Origin of the sequence: Bacillus sp. 2205SS5-2, assembly GCF_037024155.1 — a bacterium.
Taxonomy (GTDB): Bacteria; Bacillota; Bacilli; order Bacillales; family Bacillaceae_K; genus Bacillus_CI.
In genome coordinates this window covers 200351-218491 of record NZ_JAYKTS010000001.1, presented here as the reverse complement: position 1 = coordinate 218491, position 18141 = coordinate 200351, and the positions used below count along the sequence as shown (strand labels likewise).

Annotated in this window: 17 protein-coding genes and 2 pseudogenes; 13 read left to right on the top strand and 6 right to left on the bottom strand. The window is 36.7% G+C overall.

Annotation, left to right across the window (positions count from 1 at the left end):
- Positions 1 to 29 precede the first annotated feature (29 nt).
- The 11 genes and pseudogenes from U8D43_RS00980 to U8D43_RS00930 all read left to right on the top strand — a co-directional run bounded on the left by U8D43_RS00980 (position 30) and on the right by U8D43_RS00930 (position 9706).
- Positions 30 to 542: a transposase gene (locus U8D43_RS00980; RefSeq protein WP_335869077.1), complete on the top strand. Its 513-nt coding sequence runs from the start codon at positions 30 to 32 to the stop codon at positions 540 to 542.
- Positions 539 to 1582 (top strand): IS3 family transposase, encoded by a 1044-nt coding sequence (locus U8D43_RS00975; RefSeq protein ID WP_335869076.1) that lies wholly within the window; start codon positions 539 to 541, stop codon positions 1580 to 1582. The genes U8D43_RS00980 and U8D43_RS00975 overlap by 4 nt, the downstream gene beginning before the upstream one ends.
- 166 nt (positions 1583 to 1748) lie before the next feature.
- Positions 1749 to 2342, top strand: a pseudogene (locus tag U8D43_RS00970) (RNA-guided endonuclease TnpB family protein); the annotation flags it as partial.
- 337 nt (positions 2343 to 2679) lie between these two features.
- Positions 2680 to 3813, top strand: coding sequence for a M20 family metallopeptidase (locus U8D43_RS00965; protein ID WP_335869074.1), 1134 nt, complete (start codon positions 2680 to 2682; stop codon positions 3811 to 3813).
- 246 nt (positions 3814 to 4059) lie between these two features.
- Entirely contained in the window at positions 4060 to 4686 is a 627-nt protein-coding gene (locus tag U8D43_RS00960; RefSeq protein WP_335869073.1) for a YczE/YyaS/YitT family protein, read from the top strand.
- A gap of 239 nt (positions 4687 to 4925) precedes the next feature.
- A complete protein-coding gene (locus tag U8D43_RS00955) occupies positions 4926 to 5126 on the top strand; it encodes a cold-shock protein (protein ID WP_335869072.1) in 201 nt (66 codons plus the stop codon).
- A gap of 309 nt (positions 5127 to 5435) precedes the next feature.
- Positions 5436 to 5876 (top strand): peptidylprolyl isomerase, encoded by a 441-nt coding sequence (locus U8D43_RS00950; RefSeq protein ID WP_335869071.1) that lies wholly within the window; start codon positions 5436 to 5438, stop codon positions 5874 to 5876.
- A 315-nt stretch (positions 5877 to 6191) separates the two neighbouring features.
- The gene (locus tag U8D43_RS00945; RefSeq protein WP_335869070.1) at positions 6192 to 6746 is read left to right on the top strand and encodes an RNA polymerase sigma factor; all 555 of its coding nucleotides are present in this window, start codon (positions 6192 to 6194) and stop codon (positions 6744 to 6746) included.
- Positions 6721 to 7608 (top strand): stage II sporulation protein P, encoded by an 888-nt coding sequence (spoIIP, locus tag U8D43_RS00940; RefSeq protein ID WP_335869069.1) that lies wholly within the window; start codon positions 6721 to 6723, stop codon positions 7606 to 7608. Before U8D43_RS00945 ends, spoIIP begins: the two co-directional genes overlap by 26 nt.
- A gap of 167 nt (positions 7609 to 7775) precedes the next feature.
- Entirely contained in the window at positions 7776 to 8726 is a 951-nt protein-coding gene (locus U8D43_RS00935) for a tyrosine-type recombinase/integrase (RefSeq protein WP_335869068.1), read from the top strand.
- A gap of 122 nt (positions 8727 to 8848) precedes the next feature.
- Positions 8849 to 9706 (top strand): YihY/virulence factor BrkB family protein, encoded by an 858-nt coding sequence (locus U8D43_RS00930; RefSeq protein ID WP_335869067.1) that lies wholly within the window; start codon positions 8849 to 8851, stop codon positions 9704 to 9706.
- Positions 9707 to 9891: 185 nt separating this feature from the next.
- Here U8D43_RS00930 and U8D43_RS00925 read toward each other — a convergent pair.
- A pseudogene (locus U8D43_RS00925) lies at positions 9892 to 11035 on the bottom strand (IS110 family RNA-guided transposase).
- Between the two features lie 314 nt (positions 11036 to 11349).
- On the bottom strand, positions 11350 to 11649 hold the full coding sequence (locus U8D43_RS00920) for a DUF948 domain-containing protein (protein WP_335869066.1): 300 nt from the start codon (positions 11647 to 11649) through the stop codon (positions 11350 to 11352).
- 151 nt (positions 11650 to 11800) lie between these two features.
- Between U8D43_RS00920 and U8D43_RS00915 the strand changes: the two genes are divergently transcribed.
- Positions 11801 to 14128 carry a UvrD-helicase domain-containing protein gene (locus U8D43_RS00915; RefSeq protein ID WP_335869065.1) on the top strand — a complete coding sequence of 776 codons (2328 nt, stop codon included), beginning with the start codon at positions 11801 to 11803 and terminating at the stop codon, positions 14126 to 14128.
- Between the two features lie 164 nt (positions 14129 to 14292).
- On the opposite strand, the gene U8D43_RS00910 is transcribed toward U8D43_RS00915, so the two are convergent.
- The 3 genes from U8D43_RS00910 to U8D43_RS00900 all read right to left on the bottom strand — a co-directional run bounded on the left by U8D43_RS00910 (position 14293) and on the right by U8D43_RS00900 (position 16361).
- A complete protein-coding gene (locus U8D43_RS00910) occupies positions 14293 to 15342 on the bottom strand; it encodes an iron-containing alcohol dehydrogenase family protein (protein ID WP_335869064.1) in 1050 nt (349 codons plus the stop codon).
- Positions 15339 to 15992 carry an MtnX-like HAD-IB family phosphatase gene (locus tag U8D43_RS00905; RefSeq protein ID WP_335869063.1) on the bottom strand — a complete coding sequence of 218 codons (654 nt, stop codon included), beginning with the start codon at positions 15990 to 15992 and terminating at the stop codon, positions 15339 to 15341. Before U8D43_RS00905 ends, U8D43_RS00910 begins: the two co-directional genes overlap by 4 nt.
- 117 nt (positions 15993 to 16109) lie before the next feature.
- Positions 16110 to 16361, bottom strand: coding sequence for a hypothetical protein (locus U8D43_RS00900; RefSeq protein ID WP_335869062.1), 252 nt, complete (start codon positions 16359 to 16361; stop codon positions 16110 to 16112).
- 192 nt (positions 16362 to 16553) lie between these two features.
- Here U8D43_RS00900 and U8D43_RS00895 point away from each other — a divergent pair, with 192 nt between their 5' ends.
- The gene (locus tag U8D43_RS00895) at positions 16554 to 17519 is read left to right on the top strand and encodes a CAP domain-containing protein (RefSeq protein ID WP_335869061.1); all 966 of its coding nucleotides are present in this window, start codon (positions 16554 to 16556) and stop codon (positions 17517 to 17519) included.
- A 252-nt stretch (positions 17520 to 17771) separates the two neighbouring features.
- On the opposite strand, the gene U8D43_RS00890 is transcribed toward U8D43_RS00895, so the two are convergent.
- Entirely contained in the window at positions 17772 to 18044 is a 273-nt protein-coding gene (locus U8D43_RS00890; protein WP_335869060.1) for a Parvovirus coat protein VP1-like protein, read from the bottom strand.
- Between the last annotated feature and the right edge of the window lie 97 nt (positions 18045 to 18141).

Here is an 18141-nt window from a genome sequence, read left to right as displayed (position 1 = left end):
TACTATAGTAAATACGGAGGTTGATCGACATGGCAGAGAAACTAGGAAAACGTTATCCCAAAGAAATCAAAGAAGCTATTATAAAAAGAATGATGCCACCAAATAACGAGGCTATCAGTCGATTTAGTGAGGAAGTAGGCATTACAGAAGCTACGTTATATAAATGGAGGAAAGAAGCCCGGGCTAATGGGAATGCCACGCCTGGAGATGGTAAGGGGTCCGAACAGTGGAAGAGTGAAGATAAGTTTCTAATCGTGATGGAGACATATTCTATGAATCAAGCAGAATTAGCTGAGTACTGTCGCAAAAAAGGCTTATATAAAGAACAAATCGAAGCATGGCGTGATACTTGTCTTCAAGCAAATGGTCAGGAATCCAATCAAAAAAAGCAGTTAAATCAAGACTTAAAAGAAGAAAAGAAACGAGCCAAGACATTAGAAAAAGATTTGCTTAAAAAAGAGAAAGCATTGGCAGAAGCTGCAGCCCTATTACTATTAAGAAAAAAGGCGCAAGCGATCTGGGGGGACCAAGGGGACGAATGATCAACCCGTCAGATCGCGCACTAGCCGTAGAACTCATCCAAGAAGCTAACCGAAATGTTGCGCGATTAGCCCCTGCGTGTAAAGAACTAAACCTAAGTGTGCGCACCTATGAACGCTGGGTTTCAGCAGGTGGCATTAAAGAGGATCAGCGCCCCCTTGCCCCACGCCCAGAGCCTAAAAACAAGCTGACAAAAGAGGAAAAAGAAGAAATAGTAGAGATTGTTAAAAAAGAAGAATTCGCTGATTTATCACCCAGTCAAATTGTGCCCAAATTAGCTGATCAAAGTATTTATATCGCCTCTGAATCTAGCTTTTATCGAGTGCTTCGTGAACAAAAGATGCAAAATCATCGGGGAAGAAGTAAGAGACCTGTCCGAAAGTTACCAGAAAGTCACTTAGCATCCGCTCCAAATCAGATTTGGACATGGGATATTACCTGGTTAAAAGGCCCGGTAAAAGGGATGTTTTACCGTCTCCATATGATTATCGACTTATTTAGTAGAAAGATTGTTGGATGGGAAATTTGGGAAACAGAAGAAGCAAAGTACGCAGAAGAATTAATGAAGAAAACGGTACTAAATGAGAAGATACAAGGAAAGCCATTGGTCCTCCATTCCGATATTGGAAGTCCCATGAAAGCCGCAACATTTCAAGTGTTACTAGAAAAACTGGGGATTCAAAGCTCCTACTCTAGACCAAGAGTGAGCAATGATAATCCCTATTCAGAGGCTATGTTTCGAACATTAAAATATCGGCCGGATTACCCGTATAAGGGATTTGAAACGGTTGATAGAGCGCGAGAATGGGGACTAAAATTTGTTCATTGGTATAATTCTGTGCATTTGCATAGTGGCATCAATTTTGTCACACCTGAGCAATGCCATACAGGAGCTTATGTGGAGATTCTTCAAAAACGAAAAGATGTATATGAACAAGCGAAACAGAAACGTCCTGAACGTTGGACGAGATCTACAAGGAACTGGGCACCACATGAGTCAGTAGCATTAAATCCAATGAAAGAAGAAAAAGAAACGGAATAGTGCGCAACCACTTAAAATGGTGCTGGAATCCCCTTTACCCTTCTCCAAATAGAACAGAGGGAGCTCTGTTCTATTTGGAGAAGGCCAGCAAGCGAAGCGCGGTAGCTACTCATTAAACTGACACTAGTAAACAAGGAAAATACGACAACTATCTTGACAAACACCGGTGGAGGAAAATGAACAGTTGTACCCTAAACTTGATACAATGGTTGGCATTGATGTTGGATTGAAAGACTTTACAATATTGTCTAACGGTACAAAATACGAAAATCCTAAATGGTTGAGAAAGGCTGAAAAAAGACTAGCTTTTCTTCAACGTTCTTTGTCAAGCAAAAAGAAAGGGTCTAGTAATAGAACTAAAGTTAGACTACAAGTGGCTAAACTTCACGAAAAGATTACCAATCAACGAAATGATTTCCTTCACAAAGTAAGTAATGAAATCACAAACGAAAACCAAGTGATTGTGATTGAAGACTTGAAGGTGAAAAATATGATAAAGAATCATAAGTTGGCAAAAGCAATCAGTGAAGTCTCTTGGGCTAAATTCAGAGAATATCTTGGCTACAAAGTAATGTGGAAAGGTCGTGATTTGATTATCGCACCTAAGAATTATGCTAGCAGTCAATTATGTTCGTGTTGTGGTTACAAAAACAAAGAAGTGAAAAATCTCAAACTTCGTGAATGGGATTGTCCTGAATGCCATGTCCATCATGATAGAGACATAAATGCAAGTATCAACTTGCTAAAATTAGCCATGTAAATGGTATCTTCCATAGGGGGAGGAACTACCCTCATAGCTTGGTAAATATAGATAGCTAAAAAAGGATCTACTTCCCAAGAAGCACCCACTTCAAACGAACCGTAAGGGTGTTAAGTGGCGTGTAGTTCACATGCCGATTATAGGAACAGAATCAAATGATTTTTTTTATCAGTTTTGAACGGATTCAATACAAAAAAGAGATTTCATCGAAAAAATTATAGCATCAATTTATACAAAATGAGATTTGTTAAACCAAGAAAAATCAGGATTAAGCATAATTTAGGGGTTAGCATAGAAGTAGTTTTCGATGAAGAGTAGAAATTAAGGGGAATGTATGATGAAAGAATATTTAGATCGGGAAGAGAAGGAGATGTTTTTGTTTTTAGAAAAGCTGGTCAATACTGAGAGCGGATCACATAATAAAAAAGGTGTTGATCAAATTGGAGCTATCCTCAGAAAGTGTTACGAAGAGCTAGGCTTCAATGTGAAAACTATTTATCAAGAAGAGTTCGGTAATCATCTAGTTCTTCATCACAAAAAAGCAGTAAATCCAAAAGTATTGATTCTTTCCCATTTGGACACAGTATTTCCAGAAGGGACAGTTAAGGATCGCCCTTTTTCCATTAAGGGCAACCGAGCGTATGGACCAGGTGTAATTGATATGAAAGCTAGTCTAGTGTCTGTCTACTACGCTTTGAAAGCATTAGACCTTTCAGGTAGTCAAAGCATTCAAAATGTTGTAATTGTCATGAATAGTGATGAAGAAGTTGGTTCAACAACATCTCGCTCATTAATTGAAAAGCTAGCGGGGGGAAAGGATTTTGCACTCGTTATGGAACCGGCGCGTAAAGATGGTTCATTAGTTTCAGCCAGAAGAGGAAAAGGTAACTATACGCTTGAAGTGCAAGGAAAAGCAGCGCATTCTGGGATTGAGCCTGAAAAGGGACGTAGCGCCATCGAGGAACTAGCCCATAAAGTGATTCAGTTTCACGAGCTCTCTGATCATGAAAATGGCATTAGTGTCAATATCGGATTAATTGAAGGTGGATCGTCGGCAAATACCGTTTCAGATCATGCAATTGCTCAAGTGGATGTCCGCATTAGCTCATTGAATCAAGTAGAATTTCTGGAAGAAAAAATGGAAGAGATTTGTTCATTAACTGATGTTCCAGGTACAAAAATTTTACTTGAAGGTGAAATAAATCGACCTCCTATGGCTAAAAATAAAAAATCATCTTCACTTTTAGACATAATTACGGATGTAGGTAAAGAGATTGGTGTAGATATTGAAGATACGTCAACAGGTGGAGGGTCGGATGCATCGTTTACATCTGCAATGGGCATTGCAACGATTGACGGCCTAGGACCCATTGGCGGAAATGCACATAGCGATAAAGAATATCTCGAAATACCTTCTCTGAAGGAGAGGACGCTGCTCCTTGCTAAAGTTATCGAACGACTATCAGAATAAGCCATAAACGCAAGCCGTATGAAGTACAAAATAGAACAGTTTCAATGAAATAGAAAACATTCATCAAACGATGGGTGTTTTGTTTTTTGTTATAGTTTCTAATTCAGACATAATTTTGCTTTGGCAAAAAGGTAGATTTGTTATAGAATAAGAATATCAAATGAAATGTCGTCAGACCTCCTACTTTAATTAGGATTGGATCTGATAAATAGAAAACATTGAGTTATAGAAAAGGAGAGGGTTAGATTGAAAAAAAGACTATTATTCTTCTCAGGCGGACTATTAATCTTAACTATGGGAGTTGCATTAATAATTCAATCCGGATTAGGCGCATCAGCATGGGATGCACTGGCTGTTGGGGAATCAAGGATGTTTGGAATTACAGTGGGGACAGCTGTTTTCATTAATGGAATCTTTCTGATCGTTTTAAACTCAATCATAATGAAAAAAAAGCCAGATGTTTTTGCAGCAGCCAGTATCTTTCTTATTGGTCTCCTAATCGATTTTTGGTTAATAATTGTATTTAATAATTTTTCTCCTGAAATGCTTGGAAATCAATTATTAGCTCTTGCTTCTGGGATCTTAACGATGGGGGTTGGGATTGCGATTTACTTACAAGCAAAATTCCCAGCTAGTCCGATGGATACGCTAATGGTAGCTATTCATACACGGTTTGGTTTGAATTTACGAAACTCTCGATGGATAAGTGAAGGATTTGCCCTTACACTTGCATTCATATTTAAAGGCGACATTGGTGTAGGAACAATCCTAGTAACCGTGCTATTAGGATTTGTAGTTCAATATAGTTTCCCGATTTTCGAACAATTATTTGAAAAAAAATCGGTCGAAAAAATTGCTGTCACAGTAGAATAGAACTTTTAACAAGTAATTAATATTAGACAAGAGTCATTTCACTGCTAAAAAATCAGTTTTTTTTCCATTTCCTATGTTTTCCTATTTCTTTATTTATTTTGATGTGTTATTCTAAGTAAGAATTATTTTTGTTCGGTCTGTAAGGAAAGAAGAAGTTAGTGTATTTTTCACCTTTGAAACCTAATTGAGCAACGATAGTAATAAAATGTGGATAAATATCCACGCAGGAGGAAACACAAATGGAACAAGGTACAGTAAAATGGTTTAATGCAGAAAAAGGATTCGGTTTCATCGAAATCGAAGGAGGAGAAGATGTATTCGTACATTTCTCAGCGATTCAAGGTGAAGGATTCAAATCATTAGACGAAGGTCAAAAAGTGACTTTTGATACAGAGCAAGGTCAACGTGGACTTCAAGCAACTAATGTAAATAAAGCTTAATTCTTTTGAAGGACTCTCTTGTAGAGTCCTTTTTTATCAGTTTCTTTTCATATCTCTCTGATAACTAATATCTGATCTAGGCTTTATTGGTGTGCGCATAAAACCAAGTAGTAAGCCATGATTTTAATTTCTCTTCAACCATCCCTCGATTATTGAATTGATGCAAAGAGACTCATAATAGCTACAAGACCTTCCTATTCCAAATATCTTGACCAATCCTCTTGAATTTTTGAAAATAAGCTTTTTTATTTTTATCTTGCTCATTTTTCTGTTATGATAGGTATGATTTTATGAAGGAGATGATTGTTAATGGCGAAAAAAGGATACATACTAATGGAAAGTGGAGATAAAATCGAATTTGATTTATTTCCTAACGAAGCACCTGGCACGGTTGAAAACTTCGAAAAACTAGCAAAAGAAGGTTTTTATGATGGTTTATCATTCCACAGGGTGATTCCTGGCTTTGTAAGCCAAGGTGGAGACCCAAGTGGAAATGGAACAGGTGGTCCTGGGTACACGATTAAATGTGAAACAGAAGGAAATCCACATAAGCATGAAGCAGGGTCTTTTTCAATGGCTCATGCAGGTAAAGACACAGGTGGTAGCCAGTTCTTTATCGTTCATGATCCACAACCACATTTAAATGGTGTTCATACTGTTTTCGGAAAAGTAACGTCTGGTTTGGAAACTGCTCGCTCAATGAGCAATGGTGACGTAATGAAAGAAGTAAAAGTATTCGACGAAGAGTAAGACTGAAAAAACCAATCCTTTAGGGTTGGTTTTTTTGTTTACCTACTTATTAATTGATTTGATGAAAATTACTAGCTTCAAAAACGTGTAAGTTTACTAAGTTAAGGTTTCTTAAGTTATTTTAAATTAAATGCTCGGTTAAAAAGACAAGGAAATAATCAAAAGTAAGAATATCTTCTTTGAAATCCATTTGAGAAATGAATCGGTTTATAAGAACCCATTGTACCCACCGAAAAAGATTTTTCTCAATAAGCTTGTAACTTTTTTGAGGGGTTATTCGAATAATAGATGAAGGTAAAATGAGGGGGGAGTAATTTGATTGATTTGGACAACATCGAAGACAGTATTAATGAAATATACTGCAAATACTACTTGGATGTTTATCGATTTTTGATTTGTTTTAGTGGAACTCAAAATGATGCCGAAGATTTAACTCAAGAGGTCTTTATTCGTGTTCTCAGAAATTTAGCCAAATATAATCAAAGAACCACTTTGAAAACGTGGATTTTTTCTATTGCAAAACATGTGGCCATTGATCATTATCGAAGGAAGAAATTTGTCACCATTTTCAAAGAGGGATTCTTTACGCAACTTGTTTCTTCTGAAAAGCTGCCCTATGAATTAATAGAACAGCAGAAATTGAAGGAAACTCTTCATCAAGTTATTTCAACCTTAAAGCCCCACTTTAGAGCCATCATCATTTTGAGAGGTATCAATGAATTTACAATCAAAGAGACATCTAAAATTCTTCGATGTAGTGAAGCCAAAGTTAAGGTCGCTTATCACAGAGCCTTAAAAGATCTTAAGAAAAAGTTGAATATTGATGTTGAGGAGGTCGTCGAAAATGCAAAAGGATCAAGATTTGTTTAATCTTATGAAAGAATCCTATCCACTGAACCCGCGAGAAGAGTTCATTAACTCAACTAAAAATATCCTAAATCAAAGAGCCCGAAAAATACAAAGAAAACGAAAATGGAGGCAATTTTCCATTCTGTCAAGTAGTATAATCGTCGTCTTATTTACTCTTTCCTGGCTATTTCTCTTTAATGGATTATATGTTTCTACGAAGTCTCTAGGTGAATTGATGCAACCTTCCATTGTCGTTGAGCGAGAACCACTTGTTTATATCTACCATACACATGATACAGAATCGTTCGCTTCTGAACTAGAAAAGCCTTCTTTAATGGGTGTGCATAACGAAAAGAAATATATTACCTTAGTTGGAGAAAGATTAACGCGAGAATTAATTGAAAGAAATATTGATGTTCTTCATGATCAAACGAAAACGTTGGAAATCGTAGAAGACAGAAGGATGTCGTTTTCAGACGCCTATACCATTTCTAGAAAGCCACTTGAAGTAGCTTTGGATCAATATAAGAGTATTGAAATGGTCTTTGATATTCACCGAGATTCTCAAGCAAGAAAACAGACAACCATTTCTATTGATGGAAAAGATTATGCCAAAATAATTTTCATAGCTTCATCATTAAATCAGCACTATCAGAAAAATGTGGAGTTTGCAGAATTACTTCACAATAAAATTGAAGAATCCTATCCTGGTCTTTCAAGAGGTGTCATCGTAAAATCTAGTTTGGAAACGGAAAACACCTACAATCAAGATCTTTTTAACAAAGCGATTATCTTGGAAGTGGGAGGAGTTGAAAATTCGCTTGAGGAAGAATATCGAACCGTCGAAATATTGGCAGATGTGATTCAAGAATTAACTTCCTAATAAAGGATAATTTCATGGATTTGTTACATGGGTGTTGTTAGATTAAGAGGTACTTAATAGCATTTAAATCAATTTAACAGGATTACCGCGCATAATATCTCTTATGTGCGGTTTTTGTAGATTCATAGTATAATTAGTAGAAGGAAAGTGGAAGGGTGAGAATATTTTTGAATACAACGTATGATAGGATTACAGACTGGTATGAGCAAGAACTTGTATTATTTAAAACACATATGGATAATAAAGAATATTCTATGTTTACGATTGAAAATTATTTGCGTGATATCTATTTCTTTTTAGAGTTTTTCACTCGGCGAAATAATGAATGGGTCTCCCTAGAAGAAACAAAAAAATTACATATCACCCTATACTTGAATGAGCTGAAAACGAAACGTCAAAATTCTGCGACAACTCGTAACAGAAGATTGACTGCTTTACGTTCATTTTTTAAGTGTATGCTGGATTACGATCTTGTTACCCATAATCCTGCCAACAATTTAGAAAGTGCGAAGGAACCAAAAGGTCGACTTCCTGAATACTTAGAAACAGAAGAGCTGAAACCTTTTTTTAATCAAGTAAAATTCGTTTCTCAAAAACAACATATAAAGCGAAATAAAGTGATGCTTGGCTTAATGGCATTTGCAGGTTTACGTGTTGCGGAAGTTCATGCTTTAAATCTATCCTCATTGCATCAAGAAAAACAAGGGTTGTCGATAGTAGGAAAAGGAAATAAGACAAGATATATTCCACTGCCTTCACAATTGTTTGCTGAAATCTTGATCTACATTGAACAAGAGCGGCAATTTCCGATGAAGAGTGATCGGAACGCATTGTTTATCTCCAGAAGAGGAAAGCGAATCTCCAGGAGAAGAATTCAAGAAATAACGGAAATGATAAATAAATCATGGAATCAAGAAGGAGCAAAGAACAAGTCAATCTCAAGTCATAAGCTCCGTCATTCATTCGCGACACATCTGGTTCGAGAGGGGAAAGATATTCGAACTGTGCAGGAACTTCTGGGGCATAGCAACCTCAACACGACTCAAAAGTATACGCATGTGTCAGATAAGCAAAAAGAGGCAGCAATGGATAGGGATATTAATGAATACTTTTCCTAACCGAGGCAGAAAATAAAATTACAAGACTATAATTTTATTATTTAAACAAATATATTTATTCTTTTAGTGATTGAATTCAATAACAGGGGGTATAGATTGGTAGAAGGGGGGAGTTTAAACTTATGAAAACCTATATAGACTATGGGAAACAACTTTTAAAAGAAATGAAAAAAGATCGGGCGACAGGGTTGGCTGCAGAGCAGTCGTATTACTATGTTTTATCAATATTTCCAATTTTGATTCTTTTGCTATCCATTTTACCTTATCTATCAATTGAACCAATCAAAGCCATTAATTTTATACGTGATGTATTACCACCTGATACAGCTACATTAATAGAGGAAAATGTCATGGAAATTGTTACATCACCCAATGGTGGATTATTGACATTTGGTATTATCGGTACAATTTGGTCCGCGTCAAATGGAGTCCAAGCCTTTATTCATTCCATGAATGTTGCTTTTGATATGAAAGAAACACGGTCATTTATAAAAATTCGCTTGTTATCAATTGTTTTAACGATTGGCCTACTAATTGCTTTCATCATTGCACTATTGTTGCCGGTATTTGGAAATGTTATTTTAGATTTTATTTCAAGTTATATTAGTATACCTTCTGAATTCAAGATGCTATTTTCGTTGCTTCGGTGGGTGGTCGCTATTGTAATCATTTCATTCGTATTGGCGTTTCTTTATCATTTAGCTCCGAATAAACATTATCCATATAAACATGTATTTCCTGGAGCAGTAGTAGCGACACTTTTATGGTTAGCGATTTCACTCGGTTTTTCGTTTTATGTAAGTAACTTTGGAAGCTATTCTGATACTTATGGTAGTATTGGAGGGGTAATTGTGCTTATGATTTGGTTATATTTAACCGGGCTTGCTCTTGTTATTGGCGGAGAAATCAATGCTATTTACCACCGAACTATAATGTCCACAAGTAAACCGACTGGTCAAGATCGATCACTCAATGCATAAAAAAACCAAGGAAACTTGGTTTTTTTATGTGAAAAGGTCGGGAACTTAATTATGGTTTAAGAATATCATTCGTGCCTGGGAATTTTGTTATTTGTCTTTTTTTCTTAAAAAGGGCAATAAGAAAGAGAACTATTGATTTTAAAACTTTTTTCAATAGCCAGAAGTATATTCAAATTGAAAAGTGGTTAAGCTAATGAGTTTGAGTACTCAATAAACGGTTGTTTTCCAGACAAAATATGATAGATAATTTTTAACGTCTTATGTGCGATTGCGATTAATGCCTTTTTCTTCCCACGTCGAGCTGCCAATGACCAGTACTTACCTGCCAACCATGTGTTTTTTGTCCTAGAGATAGCCCATGCAACTTCACATAATGTCGATTTTATGTGTGGATTCCCTTTGGTTGTTCGGGTGCTTTTTTTTACCCGCACTTTCGTGATTTCCTGGTGCTAAGCCCGCCCATGATGCTAGATGTTGTGCTGATGGGAATTGACTCATTTCAATGCCGATTTCAGCAATAATGCTTGCGACTGAGTTCTCTTTTACTCCGGGAATGGTTAACAGTAAATCGACTTGTTCCTTATAAGGTTTTAACAATTCTTGAATTTGTTTTTCAAGTTTCTCTAATTGTTCCTCTAGGAAGATGATGTGATTCCAGGATTGGCGAATCAAAAAGATTTGGTGTGTATTAAGTGTGCCGAAAAGGGAATCAGAAATTTGTTGCGCTTTTGGCATCATTTTAAAATGGATTGTTTCTAGCACATCTTTCGGATCCACATACCCCTGATCTACAAGCTTTGAGAGTAGTTTTCGTCCTGAAACACCAAAAACATCGGAGATTACAGAGCCCAATTTTATATTCGAACACTCTAATGTTTTTTGTATTCTGTTTTTCTCTGCGGTTATATTTCCAACCCATTTCTTGCGTAATCTCGTTAAATCTCTCAGTTCACGAATATCTGTTGGAGGGACAAAACTCTTTTCAATCAACCCATGTTGAAGTAATTTCGCAATCCATTCTGAATCGGCAACGTCTGTTTTGCGTCCTGGTACATTTTTAATTCGTTGTGCATTAGCTAATGTAATATCAAAGTAGTCTTCAATAACATTAAAGATTGGCTTCCAATAGATTCCTGTGCTTTCTAATGCGACGTGAGTAACGTTGCATTGTTCTAGCCACTTTAGTAATTCATATAAATCTTTGGTCATCGTTGGAAAGGATTGAATTTCGGTAACGGAATGTCCATCTGAATCTTCTCGAATGACACAAGCCACAATCTCTTTCTGATGAACATCTAAACCAGCACAATTCTTTAACAATACGTCCATTCTTAACACCATCCTAAACAGTAGTTAACAAACAGTGGAAAAGATTGTACATCGACATTTTTCTGTACGTGATCCAAGTGAAACTTGGTCAACAAGGCGGTGTGCAACAATCGATTCCTCACAGTTTCTATGACAGGGTTTACCCACCATTAAAAGCCACGTACTTGCCTGTTTGTTGTATTATCAGTTATAGTCAGATGGCAAAAAAATAACCCCCATTTTCATTAGGGGGTGCGAGTAAAAAATCATGTTAGTTTCTATCATATGATAATCGGCAAGATGTAATGCCTGATTCGTGGAATTTAATGATTTTCTTATTTTCCATTACCAGCTTTCCAAACTTGATGTATTAAGCGCGGGGTTTGCTTAGCAAAATCAACAGTTTGTTTTATAGCGTTTGTTTTTTGCTTGAAATCAATCTCTAAGGTGTGCTGTTTATGAGAAAGAGCATTTGACTCTTGCTTAATACCCTCTACATCATTTTGAATATTTAAAATGGTTTTATTGACCTCTTGAATAATATGCTGAGTGTTTTGATACGTTCGAAACACGTGAAAACCTAAATATATGAGTGTTAAAATAATAACCGTCAAACTCATGTAGATAATAATCATTTTTGTATCCATCCCCTTTACATCATTTTCTTTAGGTTTTCCCAACAATTATCATGACTAAACATCAAACAAATGATCATTTCAGAACCAAACTTATTAGAAAATCTGTTACTATTAAATAATGAGTCGACACTGAGGAGGAAGCAAACCAATGAATAATACTTCTAGTACACCAAGAGCGGATCTACAAAATCCTCCTAGCCAAAATGTTTCATCCATTCTCTATCACACTCAACCAATTGGTTCAACCAAATCTCTACAAACGAAAGCAACGATCGCAAGTGCCCAGACTTCGGTAGAGTTGGTTTCAGGAGAGCATTCAGATGCTTATTTTTTTCGTTCACTTGAACAGAATGGCGTTTTCTTAAATCAACCGCAAATAGAAGCGGTTCGTCATGGACAAGGCCCTGCTCTCGTTTTAGCGGGAGCAGGAAGTGGGAAAACGAGAGTTCTCATTTCTAGAGCGGGCTATTTAATGTCTGTTCGTCAAGTGAAACCTAAGCATATTTTACTACTGACTTTCACGAAAAAAGCAGCCTTAGAAATGAAAGCGAGAATGGAACAGCTACCTAGGATTTCACGCTCAATGATTTCTAATGTAACAACTGGGACGTTTCACTCAATTTTCCTTTCCATATTAAAATGGCAGGGTTTTACACAAAACATATTAAGCAACGAGAAGTACAAACATACTGCAGTCAAAATCATATTAAAGGAAATGAAACTTGGAGATTCATATGAACCAGAAACCATTTTATCACTACTTTCTCACTATAAGAATAAGATGATTTCGGTAGATCAAGTTCCCTGTAAAACCAAAATTGAAAAAGAAATCAAAGAAATTTTTGTAAAATATGAAAGTTGGAAACATCGAAATCAATTTATTGATTTCGATGATATGTTGTTGGAATCTTATTTTCTCTTAAAGAAGAATCCGTCGATCTTAGCGAATCTTCAGCAACGTTTTCAATATATCTTATGTGACGAATGGCAAGATACGAATCCTTTACAGTATGAATTAATTAAAATGATTGCAAATCCTGATAAAAATGTGTTTGTTGTTGGAGATGATGATCAAACAATCTATTCTTTTAACGGAGCAGATAGTTCGATTATTCTCGGTTTTGATCAAGATTTTCCTGCAACAACTAAAATCTATCTGGATGTAAATTATCGTTCGTCACAAAACATCTTATCGTTAGCGAACGAACTCATTGCCAACAATACAATGAGACATGGGAAAACCTTGAAAGCGACAAAGACTAATTCATCTCAGCCGGTTTTTTTACGTCCAAATACAACCGATGAAGAAGCGAATTTGATTATAGAACACATTAAGAGGGCGGTAACTAGTAAGGAGCAGTCTTATCAGGATTTTGCTATTTTACACCGAACCATTAGTAGTAGTCGGGCAATATTTGAGCAAATGGTGCTCCATGATATACCATTTGTATCCTATAGTCGCGGTGATTCTTTTTATGAGCATTCTATTGTCAAACCCGTGCTTGATTATCTTCGTATCGCTTTAAATGGGAAAAACACCGAGGCACTAAAAAACATTTTACCTACTATGTACTTGCAAAGAGATACGGCATATCGATTTATTGAAGAAGAAGAGCTATTTTATCCTAAAACACAAGTCATTGAGCATTTATTAAAGATGCCTAAATTAAAACCATTTCAAAAAAAGCAGCTATCAGAGCGGATTAGTTTAATTCAATCTTTGACCAAACTTTCTGCCAAGCAAGCCATTCGAAAAATACGAACTTTCTACGATAAATACTTAGAAACCGATGATCGAAAAAGCTTAACTTTGCACAAGGAAGTGGTAAAAGAAACGCTATCAGAGTTAGAAGTTTCGGCTGCTCAGTTTGATACTGTCGCACAATTTATTTCATTCATCGATGATATTATAGAAAAAAACAGAGAGATGGAGGAAAGAGGGAATAAGACAGATTCTGATGTGGTTTCCCTAATGACCATACACAAATCAAAAGGCCTTGAGTTTCCTGTAGTCTTTCTGATTGGAGGGTCTGAATCAATACTCCCTCATAGTTCTTCATTAGAAGCTGATAAACGAAAAGATATGATATCCTCGCAGGCTTCGAGGCAAGAGGATAATGTCGTCCTACATGCGGTGGAAGAAGAACGTCGGTTAGCGTACGTAGCTATTACTCGTGCGCAAGAGGAATTATACATCTCCTCTCCTGCTTATTACAGAGGAGATAAAGTAGCTGTGTCGCGCTTTTTTATTCAACCATATTCAGATGCGAAATCAGAAATTGATACGTCAATCAGAAGAGAACGAAAAGAGGTCCAGACGATCAAGAAACAATGGACGACACTACTAGTATGGGATTGTGAAAGTCCTAGCTGTAATGGCTGGATGAGAATTAATTCCCATGAAGAAGAAAAGGATTGTCCACTTTGCCGTCAACCGATGAAACAGCGAAAACGAAAGGTGCAAGTGCGCGTTTAATTCTGTTTAGAAAGCAATCACTAAGTTGTTGAAATGCCTGATCTATTAAGTGAAAAAAACATCTTGGATATTATGTCCATGATTTTTTTATTTAGCCTACACACCTATATAAGTAGCCTGCAAAAAATATCTAATTTGTTTCTTCTCAGTTAATTAGCTGAATCTTAAGTGAATAATTCTTGTAGAATGTCATCTGTTTCTAAAAAGGAAAGTGCCTTTTCGCGAAAACCATCATCATGTAGATAAGTAAAACGATTTGGTTTTATACTCGGAGCTATTTCAATTGCCCGAGAGTATTCGGCTTTTTTTAAGGATAACGTTTTTACATAATCAAAAAATCCGGTTCGTTGGAAGACTTTGTTAATTCTCTCTGCACGGTGGTTTTGTACATGGGCCATGATATAGGTGGCGATTCCGACCTGGATTCCATGCATTTCTGGTTTAGCACTAATTTTCTCTAATGCATGAGAGATTAAATGTTCAGACCCACTTATGGGGGCACTATTACCACTTATCGCTGTTGAAATGCCGCCCATAGTTAAAGAGCTAATGAGTTCTTTTAAAAAAATCGGATTTTTTAAATCATTCATGGGGGTTCGGATGAAGCTATTAACTGCTTTTTTGCTGATCATATGCGCAAAAGCATTGACTGTGCTTTTTCCATGCGAATCTTCAAATTCCCAGTCATATAAGGCGGTAATATTAGAAACTAAATCGCCAACTCCGGCTAAAATAAATCGTTCAGGGGCTGTTTGGATGACATCTAAATCTACGATGATCCCGTATGGTACTTTTGCAGGAACTGTAGTTTTTTTGCCTTCTACAACTAAAGAACAATTGCTGCTGGCGAAGCCATCGTTCGATGCAGAAGTAGGGATACTGATAAATGGACTTCTTCTTGAAAAAGCAATGTACTTTCCAAAATCAACAACACGTCCTCCCCCGATTGCAATGACAACATCATAACGTGCCATCTTGAAAGCTTCTTTGATTAGCCCTTCTAAATCTAATTCTGGAGATAGCGTCTTCAATTCTACGTTGATTTCAAGTTCATTATTCAAGGCTGCACTAAAAATACTCTCTGAAAAATCATCCAATAAAATAACGGCATTCTCGAATGGATGCCTCATTAAAATTTCGGCCAATTTCGGAATGGCTCCATGGCTAATTTCTAGAATTGCAGGGATAGGAATACTCGTTACGGGTTGGTTCATCGAGACAATACTCCTTGTTTTTGTAAATAGCTTTCCACTTCTTTAAAAGTATCCACGGCAATAAAAGGAACTTCATTTTGACGAAGTAGATCTTGAAGTGCATCTTTTGCAAATGTCAGATCTGCAACTTTTGCTGGGTGTGAATCAGGCTCGCTATCTCCAATAAAGTATACAGTTTCATAAACTTCTTTTAACTCCTCAATTACTTTGGTTTTATCAATTCCATAACGCTCTGAGAAGTGCTTATGTTCAGGATCAATCGATAGATGAACGTTTTGATCAGAGTATCTTCCTTCATTTGAAAAGACTTTAACGTCGGAAATTTTATATTTTTGTAAAAGATGATGGATATAGTAATCCGTTCCAGCGCTTAAAATAAAAAAATCAGCACCCTCAGCCTGAACGTTTCGAATAAAGTCTGGAACATATGGATCAATCGGAATTTCATGAATGTCTTGAATGATCTTTGCTTCTTCTTGTTGTATGGAAGTAAAAACAGTACTTAAAAAATCAATGTCTTTCATCTTGCCTGCTTTCCATTCCTGAAATAATTCTCTTCCTTTTGGAAAATATTTCTCAATGATGATCCAATAAAAATCCTTTGTTGATATTGTTCCATCAAAATCGGAAACGAATGCCCATTTTTTCATAATAGTCCTCCCAAGATTGAATGTGTTTCTATGGTTATTGTAGCAAATAATGAATTATAAACAAAATAGGAGATGAAATGAGCAAAAAAAGCCGCACATTTTCATGTGCGGAACTTATTAGTATCCAAATCCCCCTCCATATCCAAATCCTGGACGTCCAAAGCCATAACCCGGTCGACCGTATCCATACCCATATCTAGGTCGTCCATACCCGTATCCAGGTCGCCCATATCCAATTCCCGGTCGTCCATACCCATACCCGTAACCCGGTCGACCATAACCATATCCTAATCCTCCTACACTACCGAGCAATAAAAAGGGCAAAATCCGTTGATCACCATTACGTAAATATGCTGGATGTCTATTCATAATCTTCTCCTTTTTCGTATTCACCATAGTGTATGGAAAATTCTTAAAATTGGGAATTTTTTTTGATTCTTAATAATGTATATATCTTGGCTAGGTAGCATAAAAATTCTCGATAATTTCCAACCATATTTTTTGGAATTTAACGAACACTAGTAGCGTAACATCAATATCTGGACAGAGGAGGCGGTACGATTGAATAAAGTAAGATTTTTACTGGTTGCCATGTTTATCCTACTGATGGCGGCATGTAATAATAACGAAACATCCATGGATGATTATCCAAACTATCCAAATAATGCACCTTTAGATGTTAACTTTAGAAATAATGACGTAGAAAAGTACGACAACCAGTTTCATAAAAATGATTCGTTGAAATTGGACACTATTTCAAGTGACTTTACTACGACTCCGAGCACTAAGTATCCACATACAAAAGCGGTAAAAGTACAAGAAGCAAAGTACAAATATTATGAGGTAGATGGGAAAGAGTTTTTGAAAGATGGGAACGTACAGATGGACAAAGTGATTCCATTTGTCCAACGGAACGTGGATGAGGAGCTGAAAAAACAACTTCCTCCAGGACAACAAGCAGCTCCTTCAGGTGAGAAAGGGCAACCAGCACCAAAGAAAGAGACACCGGCTCAAGAAAAAGCCACACCAGCACCAAAGAAAGAAACACCAACTAAACAGCCAGCTACACCAGCACCTGCTCCAAAGCAAGAAGAAGCAACACCAAAGCCTGCTCCAGAGCAAAGTAAAACGAATGTACCTAAAGCAGGTATTAGTGACATTGAAATGCAAGTGATTGAATTAACTAATGTAGAAAGAAGGAAGAATGGGCTACCCGATTTAAAAGCTGATACTGAATTAAGTAATGTTGCCGGTGAAAAGTCTGATGACATGCTGGAAAACAATTATTTCTCTCATACAAGTCCGACGTATGGATCTCCTTTCGACATGATGAGAGATTTTGGTGTAACATATGAATCTGCAGGAGAGAATATCGCACAAGGACAACCAACGGCAAATGAAGTAGTTCAAGCATGGATGAACAGTGAAGGACATCGTGCCAATATTCTTAGCGCTAAATTCACACATATTGGCGTTGGGTATACGGAAGGCGGAAATCATTGGACACAGATGTTTATTGGTAAATAACAAATAAAGAAGAGAATCCAACTGGATTCTCTTCTTCCACTGTAAAATGTAGAATATTGAAATCAAATGGCTCTTTTCGTATTTTTGGTTGATATTGGCACCAAGAAAAAACAGGCAGTAAGGTTTTTTCGACTGATTTCTTACTTTTTATCTAAAAATGAGGTAGTTTTCATTAGGAAAAGAGCACGAAGTCATGCAAATCAGGGGATAAATTCCTATTCGAAAAGCAACAATCTTTGCGAAAACAGCCAATCAAATGGAAAAAAATAGCTGAAGCTTAATGAACCGATACATCAGTAGAGCCTGTCGACCTTCAGTAGTGTTCGAATTGATTTCTTTCTCGAGTCGTTTTAAAAAATCTATGTCACAGCGTCGTGATGGACCATATCGATCATAACACTGATCGTGTGCTCTGCAAGCGGCGTCAACTGTGTTTGTTGGTGGCCCTGGACCACTACATCCTGGTCCACACCAACGATAACCAGGAAAGCAAAAACCAATTTTTTTTCGTCGGCGGTTAGACATTAAAAGCCCCCCTTTAACTGCTTGTACTAAATGATATTCATTTCAAATCAAAATGGCTTGTATGAATACCCAGAAATGCAAGAAATTAGACGACTGT